Origin of the sequence: Bradyrhizobium sp. BRP23 (assembly GCF_020194135.1) — a bacterium.
Classification (GTDB): Bacteria; Pseudomonadota; Alphaproteobacteria; order Rhizobiales; family Xanthobacteraceae; genus Bradyrhizobium; species Bradyrhizobium yuanmingense.
On sequence record NZ_JADYVW010000002.1, the window covers coordinates 347,767 to 372,297 of the forward strand.

Annotated in this window: 24 protein-coding genes; 11 read left to right on the forward strand and 13 right to left on the reverse strand. The window is 64.1% G+C overall.

Going from position 1 to position 24,531, the window contains the following annotated elements; translation table 11 throughout:
• Position 1 precedes the first annotated feature (1 nt).
• From I6F24_RS06025 to I6F24_RS06085, 13 genes are all read right to left on the reverse strand, one after another.
• A complete protein-coding gene (locus tag I6F24_RS06025; protein WP_050996026.1) occupies positions 2–586 on the reverse strand; it encodes a WbuC family cupin fold metalloprotein in 585 nt (194 codons plus the stop codon).
• On the reverse strand, positions 564–1,229 hold the full coding sequence (locus tag I6F24_RS06030; protein WP_036027638.1) for a class I SAM-dependent methyltransferase: 666 nt from the start codon (positions 1,227–1,229) through the stop codon (positions 564–566). Before I6F24_RS06030 ends, I6F24_RS06025 begins: the two co-directional genes overlap by 23 nt.
• A gap of 25 nt (positions 1,230–1,254) precedes the next feature.
• Positions 1,255–1,647 (reverse strand): LIC12192 family sporadic carbohydrate cluster protein, encoded by a 393-nt coding sequence (locus tag I6F24_RS06035; protein WP_036010940.1) that lies wholly within the window; start codon positions 1,645–1,647, stop codon positions 1,255–1,257.
• Entirely contained in the window at positions 1,640–2,446 is an 807-nt protein-coding gene (locus tag I6F24_RS06040) for a sporadic carbohydrate cluster 2OG-Fe(II) oxygenase (RefSeq protein WP_025037016.1), read from the reverse strand. The genes I6F24_RS06035 and I6F24_RS06040 overlap by 8 nt, the downstream gene beginning before the upstream one ends.
• A complete protein-coding gene (locus I6F24_RS06045) occupies positions 2,443–3,561 on the reverse strand; it encodes a DegT/DnrJ/EryC1/StrS family aminotransferase (RefSeq protein WP_036027631.1) in 1,119 nt (372 codons plus the stop codon). Before I6F24_RS06045 ends, I6F24_RS06040 begins: the two co-directional genes overlap by 4 nt.
• Complete coding sequence (locus I6F24_RS06050) at positions 3,551–4,657, reverse strand: DegT/DnrJ/EryC1/StrS family aminotransferase (RefSeq protein WP_036027630.1); 1,107 nt, start codon at positions 4,655–4,657, stop codon at positions 3,551–3,553. The genes I6F24_RS06045 and I6F24_RS06050 overlap by 11 nt, the downstream gene beginning before the upstream one ends.
• Positions 4,658–4,665: 8 nt before the next feature.
• Positions 4,666–5,625 carry a transketolase C-terminal domain-containing protein gene (locus tag I6F24_RS06055; RefSeq protein ID WP_036027629.1) on the reverse strand — a complete coding sequence of 320 codons (960 nt, stop codon included), beginning with the start codon at positions 5,623–5,625 and terminating at the stop codon, positions 4,666–4,668.
• A gap of 10 nt (positions 5,626–5,635) precedes the next feature.
• Complete coding sequence (locus tag I6F24_RS06060; protein WP_081492979.1) at positions 5,636–6,484, reverse strand: transketolase; 849 nt, start codon at positions 6,482–6,484, stop codon at positions 5,636–5,638.
• Positions 6,459–7,496, reverse strand: coding sequence for a phosphotransferase (locus I6F24_RS06065; protein WP_074448154.1), 1,038 nt, complete (start codon positions 7,494–7,496; stop codon positions 6,459–6,461). The genes I6F24_RS06060 and I6F24_RS06065 overlap by 26 nt, the downstream gene beginning before the upstream one ends.
• The gene (locus I6F24_RS06070) at positions 7,493–8,104 is read right to left on the reverse strand and encodes a hypothetical protein (RefSeq protein ID WP_225151399.1); all 612 of its coding nucleotides are present in this window, start codon (positions 8,102–8,104) and stop codon (positions 7,493–7,495) included. The genes I6F24_RS06065 and I6F24_RS06070 overlap by 4 nt, the downstream gene beginning before the upstream one ends.
• A 5-nt stretch (positions 8,105–8,109) precedes the next feature.
• Positions 8,110–9,111 carry an SDR family oxidoreductase gene (locus I6F24_RS06075; protein WP_036027621.1) on the reverse strand — a complete coding sequence of 334 codons (1,002 nt, stop codon included), beginning with the start codon at positions 9,109–9,111 and terminating at the stop codon, positions 8,110–8,112.
• A 29-nt stretch (positions 9,112–9,140) separates the two neighbouring features.
• Positions 9,141–10,706 carry a PfkB family carbohydrate kinase gene (locus I6F24_RS06080; RefSeq protein ID WP_050996025.1) on the reverse strand — a complete coding sequence of 522 codons (1,566 nt, stop codon included), beginning with the start codon at positions 10,704–10,706 and terminating at the stop codon, positions 9,141–9,143.
• A gap of 87 nt (positions 10,707–10,793) precedes the next feature.
• Positions 10,794–11,810 (reverse strand): SDR family oxidoreductase, encoded by a 1,017-nt coding sequence (locus I6F24_RS06085; protein ID WP_036027624.1) that lies wholly within the window; start codon positions 11,808–11,810, stop codon positions 10,794–10,796.
• A gap of 166 nt (positions 11,811–11,976) precedes the next feature.
• Between I6F24_RS06085 and I6F24_RS06090 the strand changes: the two genes are divergently transcribed.
• From I6F24_RS06090 to rpoB, 11 genes are all read left to right on the forward strand, one after another.
• Positions 11,977–12,564: an SIS domain-containing protein gene (locus I6F24_RS06090; protein WP_225151402.1), complete on the forward strand. Its 588-nt coding sequence runs from the start codon at positions 11,977–11,979 to the stop codon at positions 12,562–12,564.
• 12 nt (positions 12,565–12,576) lie between these two features.
• A complete protein-coding gene (locus tag I6F24_RS06095; RefSeq protein ID WP_036027619.1) occupies positions 12,577–13,593 on the forward strand; it encodes a lysylphosphatidylglycerol synthase transmembrane domain-containing protein in 1,017 nt (338 codons plus the stop codon).
• A gap of 82 nt (positions 13,594–13,675) precedes the next feature.
• Positions 13,676–14,944 (forward strand): class I SAM-dependent methyltransferase, encoded by a 1,269-nt coding sequence (locus I6F24_RS06100; RefSeq protein WP_036027618.1) that lies wholly within the window; start codon positions 13,676–13,678, stop codon positions 14,942–14,944.
• Positions 14,945–15,273: 329 nt separating this feature from the next.
• Positions 15,274–15,465 carry a preprotein translocase subunit SecE gene (secE, locus tag I6F24_RS06105; protein WP_036010992.1) on the forward strand — a complete coding sequence of 64 codons (192 nt, stop codon included), beginning with the start codon at positions 15,274–15,276 and terminating at the stop codon, positions 15,463–15,465.
• Positions 15,465–16,019, forward strand: coding sequence for a transcription termination/antitermination protein NusG (gene nusG / locus I6F24_RS06110; protein ID WP_018647229.1), 555 nt, complete (start codon positions 15,465–15,467; stop codon positions 16,017–16,019). The genes secE and nusG overlap by 1 nt, the downstream gene beginning before the upstream one ends.
• 130 nt (positions 16,020–16,149) lie before the next feature.
• A complete protein-coding gene (rplK, locus tag I6F24_RS06115) occupies positions 16,150–16,578 on the forward strand; it encodes a 50S ribosomal protein L11 (protein ID WP_011088164.1) in 429 nt (142 codons plus the stop codon).
• 6 nt (positions 16,579–16,584) lie between these two features.
• Positions 16,585–17,277 carry a 50S ribosomal protein L1 gene (gene rplA / locus I6F24_RS06120; RefSeq protein WP_025037003.1) on the forward strand — a complete coding sequence of 231 codons (693 nt, stop codon included), beginning with the start codon at positions 16,585–16,587 and terminating at the stop codon, positions 17,275–17,277.
• A 90-nt stretch (positions 17,278–17,367) separates the two neighbouring features.
• On the forward strand, positions 17,368–18,321 hold the full coding sequence (locus I6F24_RS06125; RefSeq protein WP_036027615.1) for a 2-hydroxyacid dehydrogenase: 954 nt from the start codon (positions 17,368–17,370) through the stop codon (positions 18,319–18,321).
• 583 nt (positions 18,322–18,904) lie between these two features.
• Complete coding sequence (gene rplJ, locus I6F24_RS06130) at positions 18,905–19,423, forward strand: 50S ribosomal protein L10 (protein ID WP_036010998.1); 519 nt, start codon at positions 18,905–18,907, stop codon at positions 19,421–19,423.
• Positions 19,424–19,477: 54 nt separating this feature from the next.
• Positions 19,478–19,858 (forward strand): 50S ribosomal protein L7/L12, encoded by a 381-nt coding sequence (gene rplL / locus I6F24_RS06135; RefSeq protein WP_036027614.1) that lies wholly within the window; start codon positions 19,478–19,480, stop codon positions 19,856–19,858.
• Between the two features lie 483 nt (positions 19,859–20,341).
• A complete protein-coding gene (gene rpoB / locus I6F24_RS06140) occupies positions 20,342–24,466 on the forward strand; it encodes a DNA-directed RNA polymerase subunit beta (protein ID WP_036027612.1) in 4,125 nt (1,374 codons plus the stop codon).
• Positions 24,467–24,531: the final 65 nt, after the last annotated feature.

Here is a 24,531-nt window from a genome sequence, read left to right on the forward strand (position 1 = left end):
CCTAGGCTTTGCCTCGTTTGTTCAGATGCTCCGCGGCGAGCCTACCAATTCTTGTGACGTAGTCCTGCACCGCGGCAGCGTCGCTGCCATCAGGCGCCCAGTCGGGAAATGCCGTGCGCGAAGGATCGAACGGGCCGGCGGTGGTTTCGTGAAATACCAGCCATTCCGAGGTGATCAGGATCGAGTGGAAGACCTGTTCCGGCATGCGATAATAGCAGCGTTTGCCCTGACCGTAGGGCGCCATCTCGAGCACCTCGCGAATGCCGCCGTCGTCCTCGAAGATCACGACCTGCGCGGTCCCCTCGATCACGTGGAACGATTCAGGTTTGCCAAGGTGCTTGTGCGGCCGCACATAGGCTTCGCGATGGTGCACGATCAGCATCTCGTGCAGTCCGGACGAAGGATCGGGATGCGTGCACAGCCGACTGCGCAGGCGCGGGTTGCCGGCGGCGATGCGCTTCAGCTCCGCGATCGTGGCATCGTCCGCGGTGACGATGGCATCGTCCGAATAGTACACTTCCGGATTTTGCGCGCGCAACGAGGTCGGCCGGTGCAGGCCTGCCTCATTCGAAGAAGATGAACCCATGGTCGCCCCGATACCCGCATTTGTCGTAGATCCAGGCCCATGTTTGCGGGCCGTGGAAGCTCAGGCAGGTGAGCTGCCAGTAAAGCAGATTGGCCTTCTCGCGCTCGTTGCGGAAGGATTCGACCATCAGATATTTCGAGGTGCCGCGTCCGACGCGCTCGATCTCGGGCACCGCGCGGAACACGTCCTCGAGCGGAAGGTTGTGCAGCACGCCGAGCGAGACGACGAGGTCGAAGCTGTGGTCGGGGTAGGGGAGCTCGACGGCGCTGCCGACCTTCAAATGCGGCCGCACCTCCTCCTTGGCGTTGGCGATGCCATACTCGGAGATGTCGATGCCGGCGATCCTGAGATCGGGGACGAGCTGGGTGAACTCATAGAGCAGGTAGCCCTTGCCGCAGCCGACGTCGAGTACGCTCATGCCCGGTTTGATGCCGTAGCGATCGATCAGGGTCTGGGCGAGCGGGCGCCACCGTCCGTCATAGCGATAGCCGCCGTAGCCGTAGCGCCGGTCGCCGTCCCAATAGTCGCGTCCCCATTGCCGCGCCACAGTGGCGGATTCCGCCTTGTCGTGCTCGACCACGCGCTGGACGTAGTCCCGCCTCGTCGATGCGTGCATCGGCTGGAGCAGGTTGATCTCGGTCATGGGGGCCAACCGGTCCGCGGCATCATCACAGGATAGTCGCGAACCTGTTGACGAGCAGGATGTCCTCGACGGCCTGGATGTCCTTCTGAGACGCCAGCGTGATCTCCTCGACCGCTGCATGGAGATCGCAGCCCTCGCGCAGCACGCGGTCGTAGATCTGCCGCCGCCGAGCCTCGTCGGGCGGCAGCATGAAGATGCTGTAGAGGATCAGGCCACGCAGCTGCGGCAGCTCGTCCAGGATGTCTTCCAGCACCATGTAGCTGCCGGGCATGGTGTGCTCGGCGGCGCTCAACAGATAGTGCAGGTTCTTGCGCCGCGCATAGTCGCGGATCACGATGTTCTGGACGTGCTGCGGGGTGCGGCTGCCGTTCAGCGGCCTGGCGCCGATATAGCCGCGGTGGCCGGCTCGCTCAGCCATGGAAGCCTCCCGGCAGCTTGTACTGCATCCCGACACGGGTTGCGGGGCGCAGCAGGATCGGCTCGAAGAACTCGCCGAAGCGCTTGTCCGCGTAGGGCGACATGATGCTCTTGAAGCGGCAGTTCATGCTCCAGCGCGTGCCGGCTTCCTCGTTGACGCGATTGCCGTGCATCAGGGTCTGGTTGAACAGCATGACGTGACCGTAGGGAATCTCGATGAAGGTCGCGTGCGGCTTGATGGTCTTGTAGAGCTCTTCGGCGCTTCGCAAGGCCGCCATCCGGTCCTGCATCTCGCCGTTCAGGGACGGCGGCAGCAGATACATCGACTTGGTGCGGTGGACATCGACCAGGGGCACCCACACCACGACCTCGAACGGCGAGTCGCCCGACCAGACGTCGGAATGGGTGGCGAGCAGCGAGGAGCTGTCGCCGGGAAGCTGGATGCTGAGATTGACGCGGCGCTGCATGCAGAGCTCGTTGCCGACGATGGTCTCGATCGTCGAGCGCGCCAGGCGGAAATAGGTTGGCCGGAACCAGGGCTCGGCGTTGAGGCCGTTGAAGACGTGCAGCCGCAGGCCGTTGAGATCATCCACGCTCACCCGCGTGTGGATGGTGTCGAGCATCGCGTAGGGATCGTTGCTGTGCGGCAGCTTCAGATAGTCCGCCGCGAGCTCGGCAGCACGGCGCTGGATCCGGTCGAGCCCGGCGCGATCGTCGGCCGGGGTGGTGACGAAGCCATCGTCGATGAAGCGCTGCGCCAGCGCCTGCTCGTCGGCGTGCAGGAAGTCCGTGTCCGTCATGCAAAATACTCCCGGGCGGTCGCGCAAATATAGCTGATGTCGGCGGCCGACAGGAACTGGTTGATGGGAAGCGTGAGGATCTGGTCCGCCTGCCGTTCCGTCACCGGGAACGCGCCGCGGCCATGGCCGAGATGCGCTGCTGCCGGCTGCAGGTGGATCGGGACCGGATAATGGATCGCGGTCTCGATGCCTTTGTCGGCAAGATATTTCTGGAAGTCGTTGCGACGCTCGGTCTGCACCACGAAAGTGTGGAAGGTGTTGAACTCGATGTTCCGGCAGGGCGGAATGAACAGGGGCAGGCCGGCGAGCTCGGCGCGGTATTGCGCGGCGTTGCGCCGCCGGCGTTCGATCACGGAAGGAAGGTGGCGCAGGCGGATGCGCAGCACCTCGGCCTGGAGCGTGTCGAGCCGCGACACGATCCCCCATTCCTGGACGTCGCTGCGGTTGATCAGGCCGTGATTGCGCAGCCGTCGGATTCTTGCGGCAAGCTCGGCGTCGGCAGTAACGAGGAAGCCAGCATCGCCGGCGGCATTGAGATTCTTCAAGGGGTGGGCGGAGAAGCAGCCGAAGGTGCCGATGGTGCCGCTCATCCGGCCGTCATAGGTCGAACCGACCGCCTGGGCGCTGTCCTCGATCACGGCGAGCGCGTGCTTGGCAGCGATCGCCATCAGCGGAGCCATATCGGCCATGCGCCCGGTCAGATGCACCGGCATGATCGCCTTGGTCCGCGGCGTGACGGCAGCCTCGACCGCGGCCGGATCGATGTTCTGGTCCGGCAGCACGTCCGCAAACACCGGCGTGGCGCCGACCGCGATGATCGCGGCGGTCGAGGCCACGAACGAATTCGGCGGCGTGATCACCTCGTCGCCGGGACCGATGTCAAGCGCGCGCATGGCGAGGATCAGCGCGTCGGTGCCGGAGTTCAGCGTCACCACATGCGGCGAGCCGAGATAGGCCGACAATTCCTCCTCGAGCTTCCCGACCGCGGCGCCGCCGATGAAGTCGCCGCGGGAAAACACGCCCTCGACCGCCTGCAGGATCTCGGCGCGCTCTTCCTCGAACTGCGCGGGAAGATTGACGTAGCCGATGCGGCGGCGGCCGGTGTCAGCGTCCATGGCAGAACTTCCTGACGGTCTCGATGACGCGATCCTGCTGGGCGCGCGTCAGGTGCTGGTCGACCGGGAAGCTGATGACTTCCTTGGCGTGGCGATCGGTGACCGGGAACGTGCCCGGCGCGTAGCCGAGATGCTTCAGGCCTTCCTGCTGATACAGCGGGATAGGATAGTGGATCTTGGCCTCGATGCCATTGTCCAGGCAGTACTTGTAGAGCTCGTCGCGGCGTTCGGCGAACACCATGTAGAGATGGTAGACGTGCTTCACGTTGGGACGGCGCGGCGGGATGCGCAGGCCGGGCAGGCCGGCGAGACCCGCATCGTAATAGGCCGCATTCTCGATCCTGCGGCGCGTGATCTCGCTGGTCTGGCCGATCAGCCAGTTGCCGACCACGGCCTGCAGGGAATCGAGCCGCGAGTTGCAGCCGAGGATCGCGATCTCGTCGCGGTTCTTCATGCCGTGGTTGCGGATCAGGCGGAGCTTTTCGTTCATGCCGTCGTCATTGGTGACGACGACGCCGGCATCGCCCCAGACATTGAGGTTCTTGAGCGGATGCAGCGAGAAGCCGGCCGCGATGCCGTGGGTGCCGGAGCGTTTTCCCGCAAACTCCGACAGGATGCCTTGGCAGGCGTCCTCGACCACCGGCAGGTTGTGGCGCTGCGCGATCGGCATCAGCTTGTCCATGTCGGTGACCTCGCCGGTCAACTGGACCGGCATGATCGCCTTGGTCTTCCCGGTGATGGCGGCCTCGACCTGGTCCACGTTCATGCAGAAGGAATCGTCGCAATCGACCAGGATGGGCGTCGCGCCGGTTTCCGCGATCGCGCCGACCGTGGCGATGAAGGTGTTCGCTGCGGTGATGACCTCGTCGCCATGACCGATGCCGAGCGCCTTGAGCGGCAGCTTGAGCGCGTCGGTGCCGGATCCGACGCCGATGGCGTGACGGACGCCGATCAATTCAGCGAAGCGCTTTTCGAATTCGGCGACGGGCTTGCCAAGGGTGAAGTCACCGGTCGCAACCAGCCGGCCGATCTCGGCGAGGATGGGTGCGGGATCCGCGAATTGCTCGAGCAGATAGGAATATCGAACGTCGTACATGTGGCCCGTCAGGTGGAATGAAGTTGAGGAGAGGGGGTGTGCGACGCGGCGAGCGCATGCTCGATCGAGGTCGCAATGGCGCCCGCGGAAAGCCCGTGCTTCTTCAGCAGCGAGTCCTGCGAGCCGTAATTGTGCATGAAGCGGTCCGGCAGCGACAGCCGCAGCATCGCGGGGAAACCGGAGCCGAGCTTGTCGATCAGCGCCTCCGCGACGGCGCTGCCGAGGCCGCCGGAGGGCACGTGCTCCTCCAGCGTGACCAAGAGTCTGGTGCCGCGGATCGCCTGCAGCAGCGCTGCGGTATCGAGCGGCTTCACGGTATGCATGTGCAGGATGCCGGCGCGAAGGCCTTGCGCGGCCAGCAGGTCGGCTGCGGCCAGCGCCCGCTGCAGCATGATGCCGGTGGTCACCATGAGGACGTCGCCGGGCGGGCGCATCAGGATCGCTTTGCCGATCTCGAAGCCATGCTCGGCCTTGGACACAATGGCATCGCCGCCCTTGCCGAGCCGGATGTAGATCGGGCCCTTCCAATCCAGCGTCTGCTCCATCATGCGCGCGGCCTCGTCGGCGTCGCACGGGCAGATCACCGTCATGTTGGGCAGCGCCCGCATGATCGCGATGTCCTCGATCGCCTGGTGGGTGGGACCGAGCGGCGCATAGACGAGGCCACCGCCATTGGCGATCAGTCGCACCGGCAGATTGTGCAGGCAGAGATCGACCGCCACCTGCTCGTAGCAGCGGCGGGTGAGGAAGGTCGCGATGGTGTTGACGTAGGGCACGAAGCCCTCCATCGCCAGACCGGCCGACATGCCGATGATATGCGCTTCCGAGATGCCCTCGATCAGATGGCGCTTGGGAAACTCCTTGCTCATCGCACGCAGCGTGCCGGCGCCGGGATCGGAGCCGATGTAGAGCACACGCTCGTCGCGCGCGGCGAGCTTGTGGACCATGTTCATCGCGGTGTTGCGCATGGGGAGCCGATCAAAAATCGCCGACGGCGACGCGAATGGCGTCGAGCTCGCTGTCGGTCAGCTTGTTCTTGTGATGCCAATCGGCATTGGATTCCGCAGCCGGAAGACCCTTGCCCTTGACGGTATGGCAGATGATGGCGGTGGGCTTGCCGGCAACGGCCGGAAGCTGCTTCAGCACGTTGCGCAGTGCGCCGACGTCGTGGCCGTTGACCTCCTGCACCGCGAAGCCGAAGCTGCGCCACTTGTCCGCGAGCGGCTCCAGCGGCAGCACGTAGTCGGTTGGGCCGTAGCTCTGCAGCTTGTTGTAGTCGATCAGCGCGACCAGGTTGTCGAGGCCGTGCTTGGCGGCGCCCATCGCCGCTTCCCACACCGATCCCTCGTTGATCTCGCCGTCGCCGAGCAGCACGAAGGTGCGGTAGCTGCGCTCGCGCATGCGGGCGGCGAGCGCAAGGCCGACGCCGATTGAGAGGCCGTGTCCGAGCGCGCCGGTCGAGGCCTCGACGCCGGGCACCATGCCGTATTCGGGATGTCCGCCCAGAATGCTGTCGGGACCGCAAAAGCCGTCCAGCTCCGACAGCGGGAAGAAGCCGCGGTCGGCCAACAGCGCATAGAGCGCCAGACATCCGTGTCCCTTGCTGAGGATGGCGCGGTCGCGATCGGGATCGCCCGGGTTCTTCGGGTCGATCCGCAGCACGTCGTCGTAGAGCACGCGGACCATCTCGATCAGCGACAGGGCTGGCCCGACATGGCCGCGTCCTGCGGAGCGGACCGAACCGAGCACCAGGCGGCGCAAATAAAGGCTCCGCTCGTCCAGCGTGCAGGTGAGAGCAGCTTCAGCGTGGGGTGAGATCTGGATCACGTTGGCAAATCGTCTGGTGGAGCCGGCGGGCTTTGTCGAGCTGGCCGGCAAGGCGGACCGTCAGATCGCCACCTTGCGCAGCCAGGGCACGCCGGGAGCGGCTTTCCGGCAAATAGGCATTCAGGACAATCAGGCACCAAATCGCCCCGAACACAGGATACAGTACGTCAAGGCGGACCGCAAACGCGTCATCCCAAGCCGTGAAGGCGCGCGAGAGCCGCTCGATCAATCGATTCGCATCGGCCTCGGGCAGACCGCTGCCGGGGTGAATCGCGGTGTCGGACACGAGCTTGACCGGGTCGTCCCAGCCGAAATACTCGAAGTCGATGAAGCGCAATTTGCCGTCGTCGGTGCGCAGTGCGTTGTGCAGTCCGAAATCCGACGGGCTCAATGCACGTTGGGCGGGCGCAAGGTCCGCGGCGGGATCGAGGCCCCGTTCCGCATAGCGTCTTCGGAGTTGCCGGATCGCAATGGCAGTGGTGGGAACCAGGCTGTCATCCATGAATGCGCGCAGATCCGGATGATCATCTGAGGCCCGCTTCAGGTCGTCGAGGCGTTGCTCGTACTGGGCGATGGCCGCCGCGGGCGAAAAGATGCTGGCTGACGCATTCCGCAGAGTCTGCGCGCCTTCAGCGTCGCGCAGCTTTTGCAGCTCGATCAGGAAATCGGCCAACTGGTCGGCGTCGTCGGACTGCGGATGCAGGACCGCGGGGTCACCGTCGAACCATTGATACAGCGCACAGAACGCGGCCGGGTCTTTTGCGATCGGCCGCGGCGTCGCATTGATGCCGTGGCGCGAGAGAAACGAAAGCGCGTCATATTCCTGTCCGAGGCGATCACGTCCGTCGGACGGATAGTGCTTGAGGGCGAGGGGCGGGCCTTCCGCCATCTCCAGCCGAAACACCCGGTTGTTGCCGCCGGCCCGCGCCGGTTGCGCCGCCGCGACCCGCGCCCCGGAGAGGCGGCTGCCGATCGAGACCGCATCCTGTATGCTGATGTCCGGCTGGCTCATGCCCCGAACACTCCGCGGTGGATATTGGCCCAGGTCGCGAGCGGCTCGCAATGCGCGGGATGCGGCGGCCGCGACTGCGTGAACAGGATCGATCGCGTCGCCTTCGGAAAATGCGGCTGCGCGAAGACGTCGACGAGATCGTCAATGAAGATGTCGAGCTGCAGGCTTGCCAACCGCTCGACCTTGGCCGCCAGCGTGTCCTCGAAATAGACATTGCCCGCCGAGATCGCGGCGTCGGCGGCGTCGATGAGCCCCGCGCACTTCAGCCAGCCACGCGCAGCCTCGCGCAAGTCGACCCGATCGGGATCCTGATGGCCGAACTGCGTCTTGTGGCTGACGATATGGACGCTCGCGCCGGCCTTGCGGCTCGCGGCGAGGAATTCGCGGACGCCTGGGTAGATCTCGGCGCCGCCGATTCCCTTGCCGTAGACGAAGCCTTGCAGCCCCTGCCAGGCAAGCTCGCCGCCGGCGCGGGATCGCAAGAAATCCCGCACGTCGGTCTTCAGCCCGTCCCAGCCCTCCGGCACCAGCCCGCGCTGGCGCGCGGCGGCGGCAAAGACTTTATCGTAGCAGATGATCGTGTTGTCGAAATCGATGCCGATCCGCACGCCGCTCACTTCAGGCTGATGTTCTGCATCATCTTGATGTTGAAATACCTGGGATCGTTGAGCGAGTTCGGCAGGCGGCCCGCCCTGAAGGCGTCCACGAGGCCGGACACGGCCTGCTCGATCGTGTGCGTCGGCGCAAAGCCGAGCTCGCGGCGGATCTTCTCCGACGAGACGTGGTAGGAACGCAGATCGTCGGTCGGCTCGACGGCCACGTCGACATTGTTTCCAACCACCGATTTGACGATGTCGGCGATCTTCATCAGCGAGTGGTTTTCGTAGCCGATGTTGTAGGTCTTGCCGTCGATCTTCGCATCATCCTGCTGCAGCAGGAACAGATAGGCCGCCGTCATGTCCTGGATGTGCAGATTGGGCCGCTTCTGCGTGCCGCCGAACACGCGGATGCGGCCGGTGTTGACGGCCAAATTGGTCAGGATGTTGACGACAACGTCGAGCCGCTGCCGCGGAGCGTAGCCGCAGACGGTGGCGGGGCGAACGGTGCAGGTGACGAAGCCGGACGCGGCCTCGTCGGCAAGATCGGTCTCGCACATCGCTTTGAACTTGGAGTAGTCGGTGAGCGGCTCGCAGGACAGCTCCTCGGTCACCTCGGCCTCGTCCTTGATGCCGTAGACGCTCGAGGAGGAGGCGTAGATGAAGCGCTTGATACCCGCCTTCTTCGCGGCGCGCACCATCGGGCGGAAGCAGTCGTAGTTGATGGACTTGCCGAGCGCGGGATCCAGCTCGAAGGAGGGATCGTTGGAGATGCAGGCGAGGTGAATCACCGCGTTGTTGCCGCGCAGGGCCTCGTTGATTGCGGCTTCATCGCGGATGTCGCCCTTGATCAGGCGCAGGTTCGGATTGTCGCGAACGGCGTCGAAGACGTCCTCGCCATACATGAACAAGTCGAGCACGGTGACCTTGTGCCCCGCGGCCAGCAATTGCGGAACCAGCACGCTGCCGACATAGCCGGCGCCACCGGTGACCATCACGTTCCATTTCCGATCAATCACTGTCGCTCTCCGGGATTATTCTTTTTGCGCTATTTCAACAACGCGGTGACGAACTTGACCAGCGGCGCCTTCTCGACCGAGTTGCGGTGACCGACGATGCCGACCTTGATCGCGCCCGCCGCATTGCCGATGAAGGCGACGTCCTCGATGTTGCCGCCGGCCGCCACCAGCGGCGCCGTGATCGTCAGGAAGGCATCGCCCGCACCGACGGTGTCGACGACGGTCTTGGTGAAAGCAGGGACGCGCGCAACGCCGGTCTTCGACGAGAAGGGGTAGCAGCCGAAGGAGCCGTGCGTGATGATCATGTTGTCGCAATCGATCTTGCGATGCAGGCCGTCCTGGATCACCGAAGCGATCTCGTTGAACTTGTCGGTGGCCGCCAGCCGCGCTTCCGGTGCGTCGATGCAGATGTAGTCGGCCCGCGGATATTTCGTGATCAGGTTGTAGCCGTGGTTGCCGCTGTTGCTCTGGGCGTTGACGGCCAGGAACTTGGAATTCGCGATCAAGGCGTCGATCGTGCTGGATGCGATCATGCCGTGACCGAAATCGGTGACGATGACGACGTCGGCCCCGCGGACGCGCTCGGTGGTGACGCGGTCGATCTCCGTTCGCGCGGCCTCGTCGAGCGGCGTGTCGTCCATCGTGTAGACTTCGAACAGCTTGTGCAGGTAGCCCATCTCGACGTAGCGCAGCTTGCGGGTGGTCGGACGGCCCTGAACGCGGATCGGCGTGAGCGTGACGTTCGGGCGGACATGCGCTCGAATGAACTCTTCAGGATAGTCGTTGCCACCCAGCGTCGTGACGATCTCGACCGACTTGCAGAAGCTCGCGACATGATTGGCCGCGGCAATGACGCCGCCGGCAAACTGCTCGCCATTCTTGAGCAGGGTCGCGACGATGTTCTCCTTGGAGGCCTTCCCGAGCGCGGTGACGTACTGGTATTCGTCGATGATGGTGTCGCCGACCAACACGACGTGCATGTCCTGGATCTTGTCGATCAGCTTCAGCAGGCGTTCGGCGCCGCCGCCATCGCGCACCTTCTGGAGGTAGTCGCGCAGTGGGGGATCGTAGATGTCGAAATAGCGGTTCAGCAGCGACGACGAGCTGAACGTCACGTCGCGCGTGAAGACGATTCGCCCGCCGTGACGCTCGACCGCCTCGCGCTCCACCGCGATCTTGCCGGTCACGTCATCCTCGGGATTCTCGTAGTCCGAGCCCTTCACGTAGATGTCGGGGCGGACGGTATCGAGGACCGGCTCGGCGCTGGAGGTCTGATTGATGCCGACCCAGTCGACCGTGCCGAGCGCGGCCAGCATCTCGGCGCGCATGTTCTCCGGAAAGATCGGCCGTCCCGGGCCCTTGTTGACGTAACGGTCGGCGGTGATGGTCACCACGACGACGTCGGCCTCGTTGCGGGCTGCCAGGATGTGCCGGACGTGGCCGAGATGCACCAGATCGAACACGCCGTGGCAGAGCGCGACGGTCAGGCCATCAGCCTGTGCGGCGCGCGCAATCTCGCCGAGCTCCTCTATCGTCTTGATTTTCTCGTGCGGTGCCGGATGGCCGGCCGGCTTGTCTGTCGCAGCGTTACCCATGTGAATGACCCAAGGCGGCGGTCGGTCTCGATTGGCCGGCCCGGACATGATCGGCTGGCGGCGAAATTGGGGGGTGAACGAATCTGCTCAACGGCTTGCCTTCTGCGGGGTGGCCTCGTCGTCACCGAGATATTTGAACCAGTCCTTGGTGGCGTCGGCGATCTTGTCCACCGTCCAGAGCGGAGCGTCCTTGTACTGGTCCATCGATTTCAACATCGTCGCGACGCCGTCCTCGAACTTCACCTTCGGCGCCCATTTCAGGACCCGCTTGATCTTGCTGATGTCGGCGTAGGTGCAGTCGGGCTCGCCCGGGCGCTTGGGAATGTGGACCTTGTCGCCGCCGAGGAGATCGACCAGGCGGTTCACGCTGTAGGTGTTGTCCGAGCCGACATTGAAGATCTCGTGCGAGACATCGGAGTGCGCGGCGGTCACGAAGGCATCGGCGACGTCGCTGACGAAGGTGAAGTCGCGCGTCTGCTCGCCGTCGCCGACCACCGTGAAGGGCTTGCCCGCGAGCTTCTGTGCCATGAACACGCCGAACACGGCGCCGTAGGTGCCGGTGGTGCGATGGCGCGGTCCGAACACGTTGAACAGGCGCAACGCCACGGCGGGCAGCTTGTAGACCTGGCACCAGTGCATGACGCATTGCTCGCCGAGATTCTTGGTGAGCGCGTAGGGATACATCGGCCGGATCTCGGCGCTTTCCGGCGTGGGATAGACATCCGGAATGCCGTAGCAGGAGGAGGAAGCCGCATAGATGAAGCGGCTGGCGCCCGCGTGCCGCGCCGCTTCGAGAACGTTGACCGTGCCGTCGACATTGGCGCGGTGATAGGGGATCGGTGATTCGATCGAGGGTACGATGTCCGCCAGCGCGGCGAGATGGAAGACCCAATCTACTCCGTGAAAATACGGTTTGATCGCGTCCAGTTCGGTGACGTCCGCCCGCACGACCTGCAACTGGCTCGAACCGGCGCGTGCGGCGAGGTTTTCAGCGCGTCCGATCACGAAATTATCGAGCGCAATGACCTCATGGCCGTCATCGAGCAGGCGATCGACGAGGTGACTTCCAATGAAGCCGGCGCCACCAGTAACGATGCATTTCATGGGGAACATCCGTGACGCGAATGCCCAGCGAAATAGGCTCGCCAATGTTGAGTGAAACCCGAAAAGCCGACTATCAGTCGCCCGCAAACTTTGCAAGTAATATACCTTTGCAATCCTTGGTAATAGCCGGTATCACCCGGTGATGTTGCAATCGAGCCGTCAGCCTATGCCTGTCGAATCCGTCGATCCCGATCACAAGGCTTTCCTCGACGATTACATGGGGCGCCTGCATCGCGCGACGGCGGTCGACGACGGTGTTTTTGCGAGGATCTCCGCAACGCGCGCGTCCTGGTTGCGCACGCGTGAGCAGGGCGGTCGCGTCATCTTCATCGGCAACGGCGGGTCGGCCGGCATCGCTTCGCATCTGGCGATCGATCTGGCGAAGAATGCGTCGGTGCCCGCACTCTGCTTCAGCGATGCGAGCATGATGTCGTGCCTTGCCAACGATTACGGGTTCGAGGACTGGATCGCGCACGCCGTGCGGCTGAACGCGCGCGCCGGCGATTGCCTCGTCGCGATCAGCTCGTCGGGGCGTTCGAAGAACATCCTCAACGCGGTCGCGCAGGCGCGCCAGATGAAGCTCGACGTGATCACGTTGTCGGGCATGAACGCGGACAATCCGCTGCGCAATCTCGGCGACGTCAATTTCTGGGTCGACAGCCGCAGCTACAACATTGTCGAGACCACGCACCAGTTCTGGATGATGGCCGCAATCGACCTCATCATCGGTCGCGCGGAATATCCGGCGTCCTGAGGCGGGCATCCGATGCAGTCGCGATTCAAGCATGCGGCCCTGTTTTCGGTGAAGCTGCTGCTGTCGATCGCCGTGCTGGTCTACATCGCGCGTGGCCTCGACCTGCGCCAGCTGCGCGACCATCTCGTCTCGGTCGATCCGGTCCTGTTCGCCGTCGCGCTTGCGCTGATCTTCTTTCAGACCTTCGTGCTCAACGGCCGGTGGGAGCTGATCATGCGCGCGCTCGGCGTGTCGCTGGATTGGCTCGCCGGCTGGCGGATCCTCATGATCAGCCTGTGGTTCAACCAGGTGTTGCCGTCGTCGGTCGGCGGTGACGCGGTGCGGATCTGGCTGCTGCGCCAGCGCGACGTGCAGTGGCCGGAGGCGGTCAAGGGCGTCGCTGCCGACCGCTTTACGGCATTGATCGGACTGATCGTGTTGATGGTGGCCGGATTGCCGTTTCTGCTGTCGCGCGTGTCGAATCACGCTGCGATCCTGGCCATCGGCGGACTGACGGTGGCCGGCGTCGTCGGCACGCTGGTCCTGTTGACTCTCGACCGTCTGCCGAAGCGCTTCATCGCGCTTCCAGCGATTGCGAGCTTCGTCCGGTTCGGAACGCTGGTCAGGTTTTTGCTCCTGCAGTCCGAGCGCCGTGCGCTGCTGCTCGGATCGGCGCTCCTCATCCATCTCGTCACCGCCGCGGCTTGCTACGCTTTGGCGCGCGGCGTCGGAGCGCAGCTCTCGATCCTCGATGCCGGCATCCTGATTCCGCCGGTGGTGCTGTTGACGGCGGTCCCCATCTCGATCAGCGGCTGGGGCGTTCGCGAGGGAGCGATGGTCGCCTGCCTTGGTCTGGCGGGTGTGCCGTCCGAGCAGGCGCTGTCGGTATCGCTCTTGCTGGGCGCCATCAGCGTGATCATTGGACTCGTCGGTGGCGTCATCTGGCTGGCAAGTCCGGAGCGCGGCTCGTATTCGGCCGACAAGGCGGCCAAGGCGGCGGAGGACGCGCCCGGCTACGGGCTGGGCAACGAGGCCTCGAGCCATCCATGACCCCCTGGAGCCCGTTGCCGATCTGGTCTTCACAGGGTGGGATTACTTCACTCGCGCGCGTAACTCATTCTTCGGTTGCACGATGAAAAACCTGTTCTACCTCCGCAATACCTGCCGCCTCTGTCATTCCGACAAGCAAGAGCTGGTTGTCCCGATGGCGGGCATGCCGATCGGCACGCCGAACTTCCAGGTGCCGAACGCCAGCGTCGACGATCCCGTCTTCCGTGCTGCGGTCCCGATGGCGCTGCATCTGTGCCGGGACTGCGGCCACCTCCAGATCCTCCATGTCGGCAATCCGGAGATCCAGTACCGAAACTATGTCTATACCACCTCGCTCTCACTCGGCCTGCGCGAGCATTTCGCTACCTATGCCGACGACGTCGTCAGCCGTTTCGGCATTGCGTCGGGTTCGCTGGTGGTCGAGCTCGGCAGCAATGACGGATCGCTGCTCGGCTTCTTCAAGGAGCGGGGGATGCGGGTGCTGGGTGTTGATCCCGCCGTCGACATCGCGCGGCGCGCCACGGAGGCGGGCATCGAGACCATCGGCGATTTCTTCACCGATGCCGTTGGTCGCCGCATCCTGCAGAGCCATGGCGCGGCGAGCGTCGTGATCGCCAACAACATGATCGCCAATGTCGACAATCTGGATCCGCTGGTGATCGGGGTTCGCGACGTACTCGCGCCGGACGGATTGTTCGTCTTCGAAACGCAATACGGCGTCGACGTCACCGAGAAGAACCTGCTCGATACCGTCTATCACGAGCATCTGTCGTATTTTAACATCAAGCCGCTGATCCGTTTCTTCGCCCGGCTGGGCATGGAGCTGATCGACGTCCAGCACATCTGGACCAAGGGCGGCTCGATCCGCGTGACCGTGCAGCGCGCCGGCGGCGCCAAGAAACCGTCGGCCGAGGTCGCGCGTTTCGTTGCCGAGGAAGACCGGCTCGGCGTCGATCAGCCGGCCTATTATGTGCCGTACGTGAAGAGGATCGCCGCCATCCGTGACGAATTGGTCGCGATGGCCGATGCCGCCCATGCGCGCGGTGAGCTGGTCGCCGGCTATGGCGTCTCGGTGGGCACCACGACGCTGCTGCCGCAGTTCGGCCTGGAGAACAAGATCGACTTCCTCGTGGACGACGATCCCAACAAGGGGAAGGTGATGGCGGGCCCCGGCTATGACATCCCGATCCTGCCGCCTGCCGCTCTCTACGAGCGCAAGCCCGCGTTCGTCGTGGTCTTCGCCTGGCGCTATGTCGACCCGATCCGGGCCAAGCACGCCCGCTATTTCGCCGAAGGCGGGAAGTTCGTGGTGCCGCTGCCGGGGATTTCCATGGTCGACCGGGCCGACTGACGGCTCCCGATTAGCCTTGCCGGGGATGGGATGGCGCGTTCCGGGCGGTCGACAAGTCCTTGATCCACATGGCCTCTGCACGACCCTCGGGGGGAGGGCGGCCTGCCCGGGGCGAACTCTCTCTACCTTGACCTTTGGCCGCATCCGCAGTAGATACCCGGCACTCGCAGCCGGCCCGTTAGACGCGGATTTCCGGCGCGGCCTTGAAATCCCCGAACAATCGAGCCCGGTTTCCGGCTCATCCTTCGAGACAGAGGGCTGGGCCAACGGCGGCTGTTCGGATCCCTGAAATTCATTTGCGTCTGTCGACGGACGCTGGACCTCAAGCGATGGCAGTCAGCCCGTTCAAGTTCTTGCAGGAAGTGCGCTCGGAGACTGCCAAGGTCACCTGGCCGACCCGCCGTGAGACCACGATCACCACCATCATGGTGTTCGTCATGGTCGCGGTGGCTTCGATCTTCTTCTTCGCCGCCGACCTGATCATTCGCTACCTCGTCACCTTCCTCCTGGGCATTCAATGATGGCAACAGCAACCGCTCAAGTGTCCGACAAGCGCTGGTACATCGTCCACGCCTATTCGAACTTCGAGAAGAAGGTCGCCGAATCGATCCGCGAGCAGGCCAAGCAGCGCGGGCTCGAGGAGCTGTTCGAGCTGGTGCTGGTTCCGACCGAGAAGGTCACGGAAGTGCGCCGCGGCCGCAAGATCGACGCCGAGCGCAAGTTCTTCCCCGGCTACGTGCTGGTGAAGATGAAGCTGACCGACGAGGCGTTCCATCTGATCAAGAACACGCCGAAGGTCACGGGCTTCCTCGGCGCCGAGAACAAGCCGATGCCGATCTCGGAAGCCGAGGCCATGCGCATCCTGCACCAGGTGCAGGAGGGCGTGGAACGGCCGAAGGCGTCGGTGTCGTTCGAGATCGGCGAGAACGTGCGCGTGGCCGACGGCCCGTTCGCCTCGTTCTCGGGTGTGGTCGAGGAGATCGATGAGGCGCGCTCGCGCGTGAAGGTCGCCGTGTCGATCTTCGGCCGCGCGACGCCGGTCGAGCTGGAATTCGGTCAGGTCGAGAAGGTCTGATCGGGTAACGCGGGAGGCTTCGGTCTCGCGCAACAAGAGGCCGTGGGAGGGGGGGGGCGGTTGCCAGCCGCATCCGACCCAGACCACGAACCTGAAACCGCCGGTCCTGCCGGCACAACAGGAGTGATACATGGCAAAGAAAGTGACCGGATACCTGAAGCTTCAGGTCCCGGCCGGTGCGGCGAATCCCTCGCCCCCGATCGGTCCCGCGCTCGGTCAGCGCGGTCTCAACATCATGGAGTTCTGCAAGGCGTTCAACGCCCAGACCCAGAAGGAAGAGAAGAACACCCCGATCCCGGTGATCATCACCATCTATGCGGACCGTTCCTTCACCTTCGAGATGAAGACGCCGCCGATGTCCTACTTCCTCAAGCAGGCTGCAAAAATCCAGTCCGGCTCGAAGGCGCCGGGCCGCGACAAGGCCGGCAAGGTGACCAAGGCGCAGGTGCGCGAGATCGCCGAGAAGAAGATGAAGGACTTGAATTGCGACACCATCGAATCGGCCATGAAGATGGTCGAGGGCTCGGCCCGTTCGATGGGTCTGGAAGTTGCGGGGTAAGCGGCCATGGCAATCGGAAAGCGTTTGAACAAAGCCCGCGAAGGCATTGACCGCGAAAAGCTTTACCCGCTCGCGGACGCCATCAAGATGGTCAAGGAACGCGCGAAAGCGAAGTTCGACGAGACCATCGAGGTCGCGATCAATCTCGGCGTCGATCCGCGCCACGCCGACCAGATGGTCCGCGGCGTCGTTACCCTGCCGAACGGCACCGGCCGTACGCTCCGCGTCGGCGTGTTCGCCCGCGGCGCCAAGGCCGATGAAGCCAAGGCCGCCGGTGCCGACGTCGTCGGCGCCGAGGACCTGGTCGAAAAGGTGCAGAACGGCACGATCGATTTCGACCGCTGTATCGCCACCCCCGACATGATGCCGCTGGTCGGCCGCCTCGGTAAGGTGCTCGGCCCGCGCGGCCTGATGCCGAACCCGAAGATCGGTACCGTGACCATGGACGTCACCGGTGCGGTGAAGGGCGCCAAGGGCGGCTCGGTCGAGTTCCGCGTCGAGAAGGCCGGCATCCTGCAGGCCGGCGTCGGCAAGGCCTCGTTCTCCGAGGAGAAGCTGGTCGAGAACATCAAGGCTCTGGCTGACGCGGTCTCCAAGGCGAAGCCGGCCGGTTCCAAGGGCACTTACATCCAGCGCGTTGCAGTGTCCTCGACGATGGGCCCGGGCGTGAAGGTCGAGCCGGGCACCATTCTCGGCTGAGGTTTGGAAATTGCATGAGGCGAGGGGCGGGATCGGGCGACCGATTCCGCCCCTCGTCGTTTGTGGCGGCGCTCTTCGGAAACAACAACAATGGCTGACAAGGTCCTGATCTACTCGCGCTTTCCCAAGTCGATGATGGCGCGCTTCGCCGAGCGGTTCGAGCTGCTCGACACCGGCGGCAAGCCCGTGCGGGAGGTGTTTCCGGCGGAGGAGCTGGGCGGCATCCGCGCACTGCTGACTGCTGGCGGCTCGCCACTCGGTGCGGAGGCGATGGACCTGTTTCCGAAGCTCGGCGCCATCGTCTGCTATGGGACTGGCTATGATGGCGTCGACCTGAAGGCGGCGGCCAGCCGGAACATCGCGGTCGGTCACAGCCCAGGTGCCAATGCGGCTTCTGTCGCCGACATCGCGATGACCTTGATGCTGGCGACGACGCGGCGGATTTTGGTGGCCGACCAATATGTCCGCAGCGGCGATTGGGCGGCCTCGAAACAGTCGCCGATGATGCGTCCCCAGGCCGGCATGCCCGGCCGCCGCATCGGCATCTACGGCATGGGTGAGATCGGCCGCAAGATCGCCGCGCGCTGTGCTGCTTTCGAGAGCGAGGTCGGCTATTTCAGCCGCACCCGGTATGATCTGCCCTATCAGTACTTTCAGACCCTGGAGGCGCTCGCCGATTGGTGCAGCGTCCTGATGATCGCGGTGCGGGCAGGGGCCGAGACCCAACATGCCGTCAACGCCGATATCCTCAGGCGCCTCGGGGCGGAGGGCTACGTCGTCAACATCTCCCGCGGCTCCGTCATCGACGAGAAGGCCCTGGTCGCGGCGCTCACCGACAAGACCATCGCGGGGGCGGGCCTCGACGTCTTCGAGAAGGAACCGCACGCGCCTGACGCCCTGACCGAACTCCCCAACGTGGTGTTCGCCCCGCATATCGGCGGCCACACCCTGGATTCGCACGTCGCCATGCAGAACTGCGTGCTGGCCAACCTGACCGCGTTCTTCGAGGGCAAAACGCTGCCGTACCGGATCAAATCGGCCTGAATCGGCCCTTGTTGGGCCATCTCAAGGCCAACCGCCAATCGATTGGAACTGGTGTGAATTTTGCTCTTGGCAAGCAGGCTCCGAGCGGTTAAAGAACCGCCTCCGGACGTGCCGGCCTCGGCTGGCGCGTTCGTGCACGCATTCCGAAAACCCGACACGACAGGAGATCATTCCTTTTCAGGACGTCCGTGAGGATTTGCCCGAAAAGGAAGGAAGATCCGTCTTTTGGCAGGGATGCGGGCAGAGGTCGGGCGGTTCGCCGGCTGACCTCGTCCTGTCCAAGACTGCAGGCGCCCGCGGGGAATCTCGATTCCTCAACGGCTTAATCGCATGGCCTGCATAGACGGGTGAAGACCGGATTTCACTTCGCATCCAGCTTTAAGGGCTGGTTTTGCGAAACGGGTCTGGTTCGGACCTCGACACGCCGTGGGCCCTTGGGCTCCCGGAGGGCAGGCTTTGAATTGTCGTCTTGCCCGGCGTGTCCGATGGGTTTTTGACCCGGAGGTTCAGGTTTGGGCGGGACGATGGGTGCAACCCGGCGGTCCCGCTTCTCGCGATGACCGCCAACCGGAGAGAGCTTGCTGTGGAACGAGCGGCAAAAAAAGAAGCGGTCGAACAGCTCAACGAGGTCTTCAAGACCACGAGCGTCGCGATCGTTGCTCAATATTCCGGCCTCACCGTCGCCCAGATGCAGAAGCTGCGCCAGCAGATGAAGCAGGCGGGTGCCGCGGTGAAGGTCTCGAAGAACCGTCTCGCCAAAATTGCTCTTGAAGGCACTGACGTCGTTGCCATCGGCCCCATGCTGAAGGGGCCGACCGTGATCGCGACTTCGAACGATCCGGTAGCGGCGCCAAAGGTCGCCATCGAATTCGCCAAGGCGAACGAAAAGTTCGTCATCGTCGGCGGATCGATGGGGAAGACCGTCCTGAATGTCGATGGCGTGAAGGCGCTTGCCTCGCTGCCGTCGCTTGACGAACTGCGCGGCAAGATCGTCGGCCTCATCGTGGCCCCGGCGACCAAGCTGGCCCAGCTCGCCAACGCGCCCGCGGGCAAGCTCGCGCGCGTCATCCAGGCTCATGCCTCAAAGGGCGAAGCGGCCTGACGCCCTTCGCAAAACTCAAACCCGAACCAGACTTACAGTTAAGGAAACTGAACAATGGCTGACCTGCAGAAGATCGTTGACGACCTCTCGAGCCTGACCGTGCTCGAAGCTGCCGAACTCGCGAAGCTCCTCGAAGAGAAGTGGGGCGTTTCGGCTGCCGCGGCTGTCGCCGTGGCCGGCCCGGCCGCTGGCGGCGGCGGTGCTGCCGCTCCGGCGGAAGAGAAGACTGAGTTCACGGTCGTTCTCGCCAGCGCCGGCGACAAGAAGATCGAGGTCATCAAGGAAGTCCGCGCCATCACCGGTCTCGGCCTGAAGGAAGCAAAGGACCTCGTCGAGGGTGCTCCGAAGCCGCTGAAGGAAGGCGTGAACAAGGACGAAGCCGACAAGATCAAGGCCCAGCTCGAGAAGGCTGGCGCCAAGGTCGAGCTCAAGTAAGCACTGCTTACTGGCGGGATCCCGGGCGGGCAACGGCTCTGCCCGGGATCCTGGTCCCCCTTCGAGAGGGTGGACCGGAATGCAAAAGGCGTGCGACGGAACGATCCGACGCAGGCCAAACACGAAAAAGTGTGGGGATTTGAGGGTTTGACCCTCGAATCTGCACTATTGTCGCCCCATATCGGGTCGGCAGCACGAAAGCGCGGTGGGCAGGGATGCCGGATTTCCCTGTAAGCCGTTGGGAGAGCAGGCTATTTCGGGCTTTTGCAGTCCGTGAAGATGATCGTTGTGACGGGCGGGCGCGCATCTGCGCCCCGCGCGTCGTTTTGCGTTTTGAAGGTCTGAAGAACAGATTCAGGACATCGGCGCCTGAAACTGCGTCTCCGGCCCCCCAAGACGGGTTCGAAAATTCAACCCGGAAAGCGGTGGCAGCCGCGGTCCGGACGGTGCGCCCAGGGCGGGCGACGAAAATGAGAGGCCACGATGGCGCAGCAGACATTCACCGGTCGCAAACGCGTTCGCAAGTTCTTCGGACACATCAAGGAAGTCGCCGAGATGCCGAACCTCATCGAGGTTCAGAAGGCGTCCTATGACCAGTTCCTGATGGTGGACGAACCCCAGGGCGGACGTCTCGACGAGGGTCTGCAGGCGGTGTTCCGCTCGGTGTTTCCGATCTCCGACTTCTCCGGCACCTCGATGCTGGAATTCGTCCGCTACGAGTTCGAGCAGCCGAAATACGACGTCGACGAGTGCCGCCAGCGCGGCATGACCTTCGCTGCGCCCCTCAAGGTGACGCTGCGCCTCATCGTGTTCGATATCGACGAGGAAACCGGCGCGAAGTCGGTGAAGGACATCAAGGAGCAGGACGTCTACATGGGCGACATCCCGCTCATGACGATGAACGGCACCTTCATCGTCAACGGCACCGAGCGCGTCATCGTCTCGCAGATGCACCGTTCGCCCGGCGTGTTCTTCGACCACGACAAGGGCAAGACCCATTCCTCGGGCAAGCTGCTGTTCGCCGCCCGCGTCATCCCCTATCGCGGTTCCTGGCTCGACATCGAGTTCGACGCCAAGGACATCGTCTATGCGCGTATCGACCGTCGCCGCAAGATTCCGGTGACGTCGCTGATGTTCGCCCTCGGCCTCGACGGCGAGGCGATCCTGTCCACGTTCTACAAGAAGATTCTCTACAAGCGGACCAAGGAAGGCTGGCGCGTTCCGTTCGACGCCAACCGCTTCCGCGGCTACTCCACGGTCAACGACCTGATCGATGCCGACACCGGCAAGGTCGTGCTCGAGGCCGGCAAGAAGCTCACCGTCCGCGCCGCCCGCCAGCTCCAGGAGAAGGGGCTGAAGGCGCTGCGCATGGCCGACGAGGAACTGGTCGGCAACTACGTCGCCGAGGATCTCGTCAACCCCAAGACCGGTGAGATCCACGCCGAGGCCGGTGAGGAGATCACCGACAAGCTGATGAAGGCGCTCAACGAGCAGGGCTACAAAGAACTGCCGCTGCTCGACATCGACCACGTCAATGTCGGCCCCTACATCCGCAACACGCTCTCGGCCGACAAGAACATGACGCGCGAGGACGCGCTGTTCGACATCTACCGCGTGATGCGTCCGGGCGAGCCGCCAACGCTGGAATCGGCGCAGGCCATGTTCCAGTCGCTGTTCTTCGACGCCGAGCGCTACGACCTCTCCGCGGTCGGCCGCGTCAAGATGAACATGCGCCTCGACCTCGATGCGCCCGACACCCAGCGCACGCTGCGCAAGGAGGACATCCTCTCCGTCATCAAGACGCTGGTGGATCTGCGCGACGGCAAGGGCGAGATCGACGACATCGACCATCTCGGCAACCGCCGCGTGCGTTCGGTCGGCGAGCTCATGGAGAACCAGTACCGCATCGGCCTGTTGCGCATGGAGCGCGCGATCAAGGAGCGCATGTCCTCGGTCGACATCGACACGGTCATGCCGCAGGACCTGATCAACGCCAAGCCGGCCGCCGCCGCGGTGCGCGAGTTCTTCGGCTCCTCGCAGCTCTCGCAGTTCATGGACCAGACCAACCCGCTCAGCGAGATCACCCACAAGCGCCGCCTCTCGGCGCTCGGACCGGGCGGTCTCACCCGCGAGCGCGCTGGCTTCGAGGTGCGCGACGTGCACCCGACGCATTACGGCCGCATCTGCCCGATCGAGACGCCGGAAGGTCCGAACATCGGCCTGATCAACTCGCTCGCGACCTTCGCGCGCGTGAACAAGTACGGCTTCGTCGAGACGCCGTATCGCAAGGTCAAGGATGGCCGTGTCACCGACGAGGTCGTGTACCTGTCGGCGATGGAGGAAGGGCGCTATTCCGTGGCCCAGGCCAACGTGCCGGTCGACGCCAAGGGCCGCTTCACCGAAGACCTCGTGGTCTGCCGTTCGAGCGGCACCCGCGACGTCGTGCCGATGACGCCCGACAAGGTCGACTACATGGACGTGTCGCCGAAGCAGCTCGTTTCGGTCGCCGCGGCGCTGATCCCGTTCCTCGAGAACGACGACGCCAACCGCGCGCTGATGGGCTCGAACATGCAGCGCCAGGCGGTGCCGCTGGTTCGCGCCGAGGCGCCGTTCGTCGGCACCGGCATGGAGGGCGTGGTTGCCCGTGACTCGGGCGCTGCGATCGCGGCGCGCCGTTCGGGCGTGATCGACCAGATCGATGCGACCCGCGTCGTCATCCGCGCCACGGAAGATCTCGATCCGACCAAGTCGGGCGTCGATATCTACCGCCTCATGAAGTACCAGCGCTCGAACCAGTCGACCTGCATCAACCAGCGTCCGCTGGTGAAGGTCGGCGACGTCGTCAGGAAGGGCGACATCATCGCCGACGGTCCTTCGACCGATCTCGGCGAGCTCGCGCTCGGCCGCAACGTGCTGGTCGCGTTCATGCCGTGGAACGGCTACAACTTCGAAGACTCGATCCTGCTCTCCGAGCGGATCGTGAAGGAGGACGTCTTCACCTCGATCCACATCGAGGAGTTCGAGGTGATGGCCCGCGACACCAAGCTCGGACCTGAGGAAATCACCCGCGACATTCCGAACGTCTCGGAAGAAGCGCTGAAGAACCTCGACGAAGCCGGTATCGTCTACATCGGCGCGGAAGTGCGCGCCGGCGACATCCTGGTCGGCAAGATCACGCCGAAGGGCGAAAGCCCGATGACGCCGGAAGAGAAGCTGCTGCGCGCCATCTTCGGCGAGAAGGCCTCCGACGTCCGCGACACCTCGCTGCGCGTTCCCCCGGGCGTGCAGGGCACCATCGTCGAAGTGCGCGTGTTCAACCGCCACGGCGTCGACAAGGACGAGCGTGCGCTGGCGATCGAGCGGGAGGAGATCGAGCGCCTCGCCAAGGACCGCGACGACGAGCAGGCGATCCTGGACCGCAACGTCTACAACCGTCTTGCCGAGCTGCTCGAGGGGCGGCAGGGCATTGCAGGTCCCAAGGGCTTCAAGAAGGACACCAAGATCACCCGTGCGGTGCTCGAGGAGTATCCGAAGTCGCAATGGTGGCTGTTCGCTTCGCCCAACGACAAGCTGATGGCCGAGATCGAGGCCATGCGGAAGCAGTACGACGAGTCGAAGAAGGGACTGGAACAGCGCTTCCTCGACAAGGTCGAGAAGCTTCAGCGCGGTGACGAATTGCCGCCCGGCGTGATGAAGATGGTCAAGGTCTTCGTCGCGGTGAAGCGCAAGATCCAGCCCGGCGACAAGATGGCCGGCCGCCACGGCAACAAGGGCGTGGTGTCGAAGATCGTGCCGATCGAGGACATGCCGTTCCTCGAAGACGGCACGCATGCCGACATCGTGCTCAATCCGCTCGGCGTGCCTTCGCGCATGAACGTCGGACAGATCCTCGAGACCCATCTCGGCTGGGCCTGCGCCGGCCTCGGCAAGCGTATCGGCCAGACCGTCGATGCGTACCTGTCGAAGCAGGACATCAAGCCGCTGAAGGAGACCTTGAAGAAGGTCTACGGCGAGGACGAGACGATCAAGTCGCTCAACGACAACGAGCTGCTCGAGCTCGGCCATAACCTCAGCCGCGGCGTGCCGATCGCAACCCCGGTGTTCGACGGCGCCAAGGAAGCCGATATCGAGGAGATGCTGAAGCTCGCCGGTCTCGACGCTTCGGGTCAGTCGACCGTCTATGACGGCCGCACCGGCGATCCGTTCGATCGCAAGGTGACGGTGGGCTACATCTACATGCTCAAGCTGCACCATCTGGTCGACGACAAGATCCATGCGCGTTCGATCGGTCCGTACTCGCTCGTCACCCAGCAGCCGCTGGGCGGCAAGGCGCAGTTCGGCGGCCAGCGCTTCGGCGAAATGGAGGTGTGGGCGCTCGAGGCTTACGGCGCGGCGTACACGCTCCAGGAGATGCTGACGGTGAAGTCGGACGACGTCGCCGGCCGTACCAAGGTGTACGAGGCGATCGTGCGCGGCGACGACACGTTCGAGGCCGGTATTCCGGAATCGTTCAACGTGCTGGTCAAGGAAATGCGCTCGCTCGGCCTCAACGTCGACCTGCACAACTCCAAGATGGGACCGGCGCCGACGTCGGAAGCGGCCGAGTAATTCGACCTGTCATGCCCGGCCTTCGCGGCCGGGCATCGGCGCCCCGCCCGAGGCCTTGAGGGCAG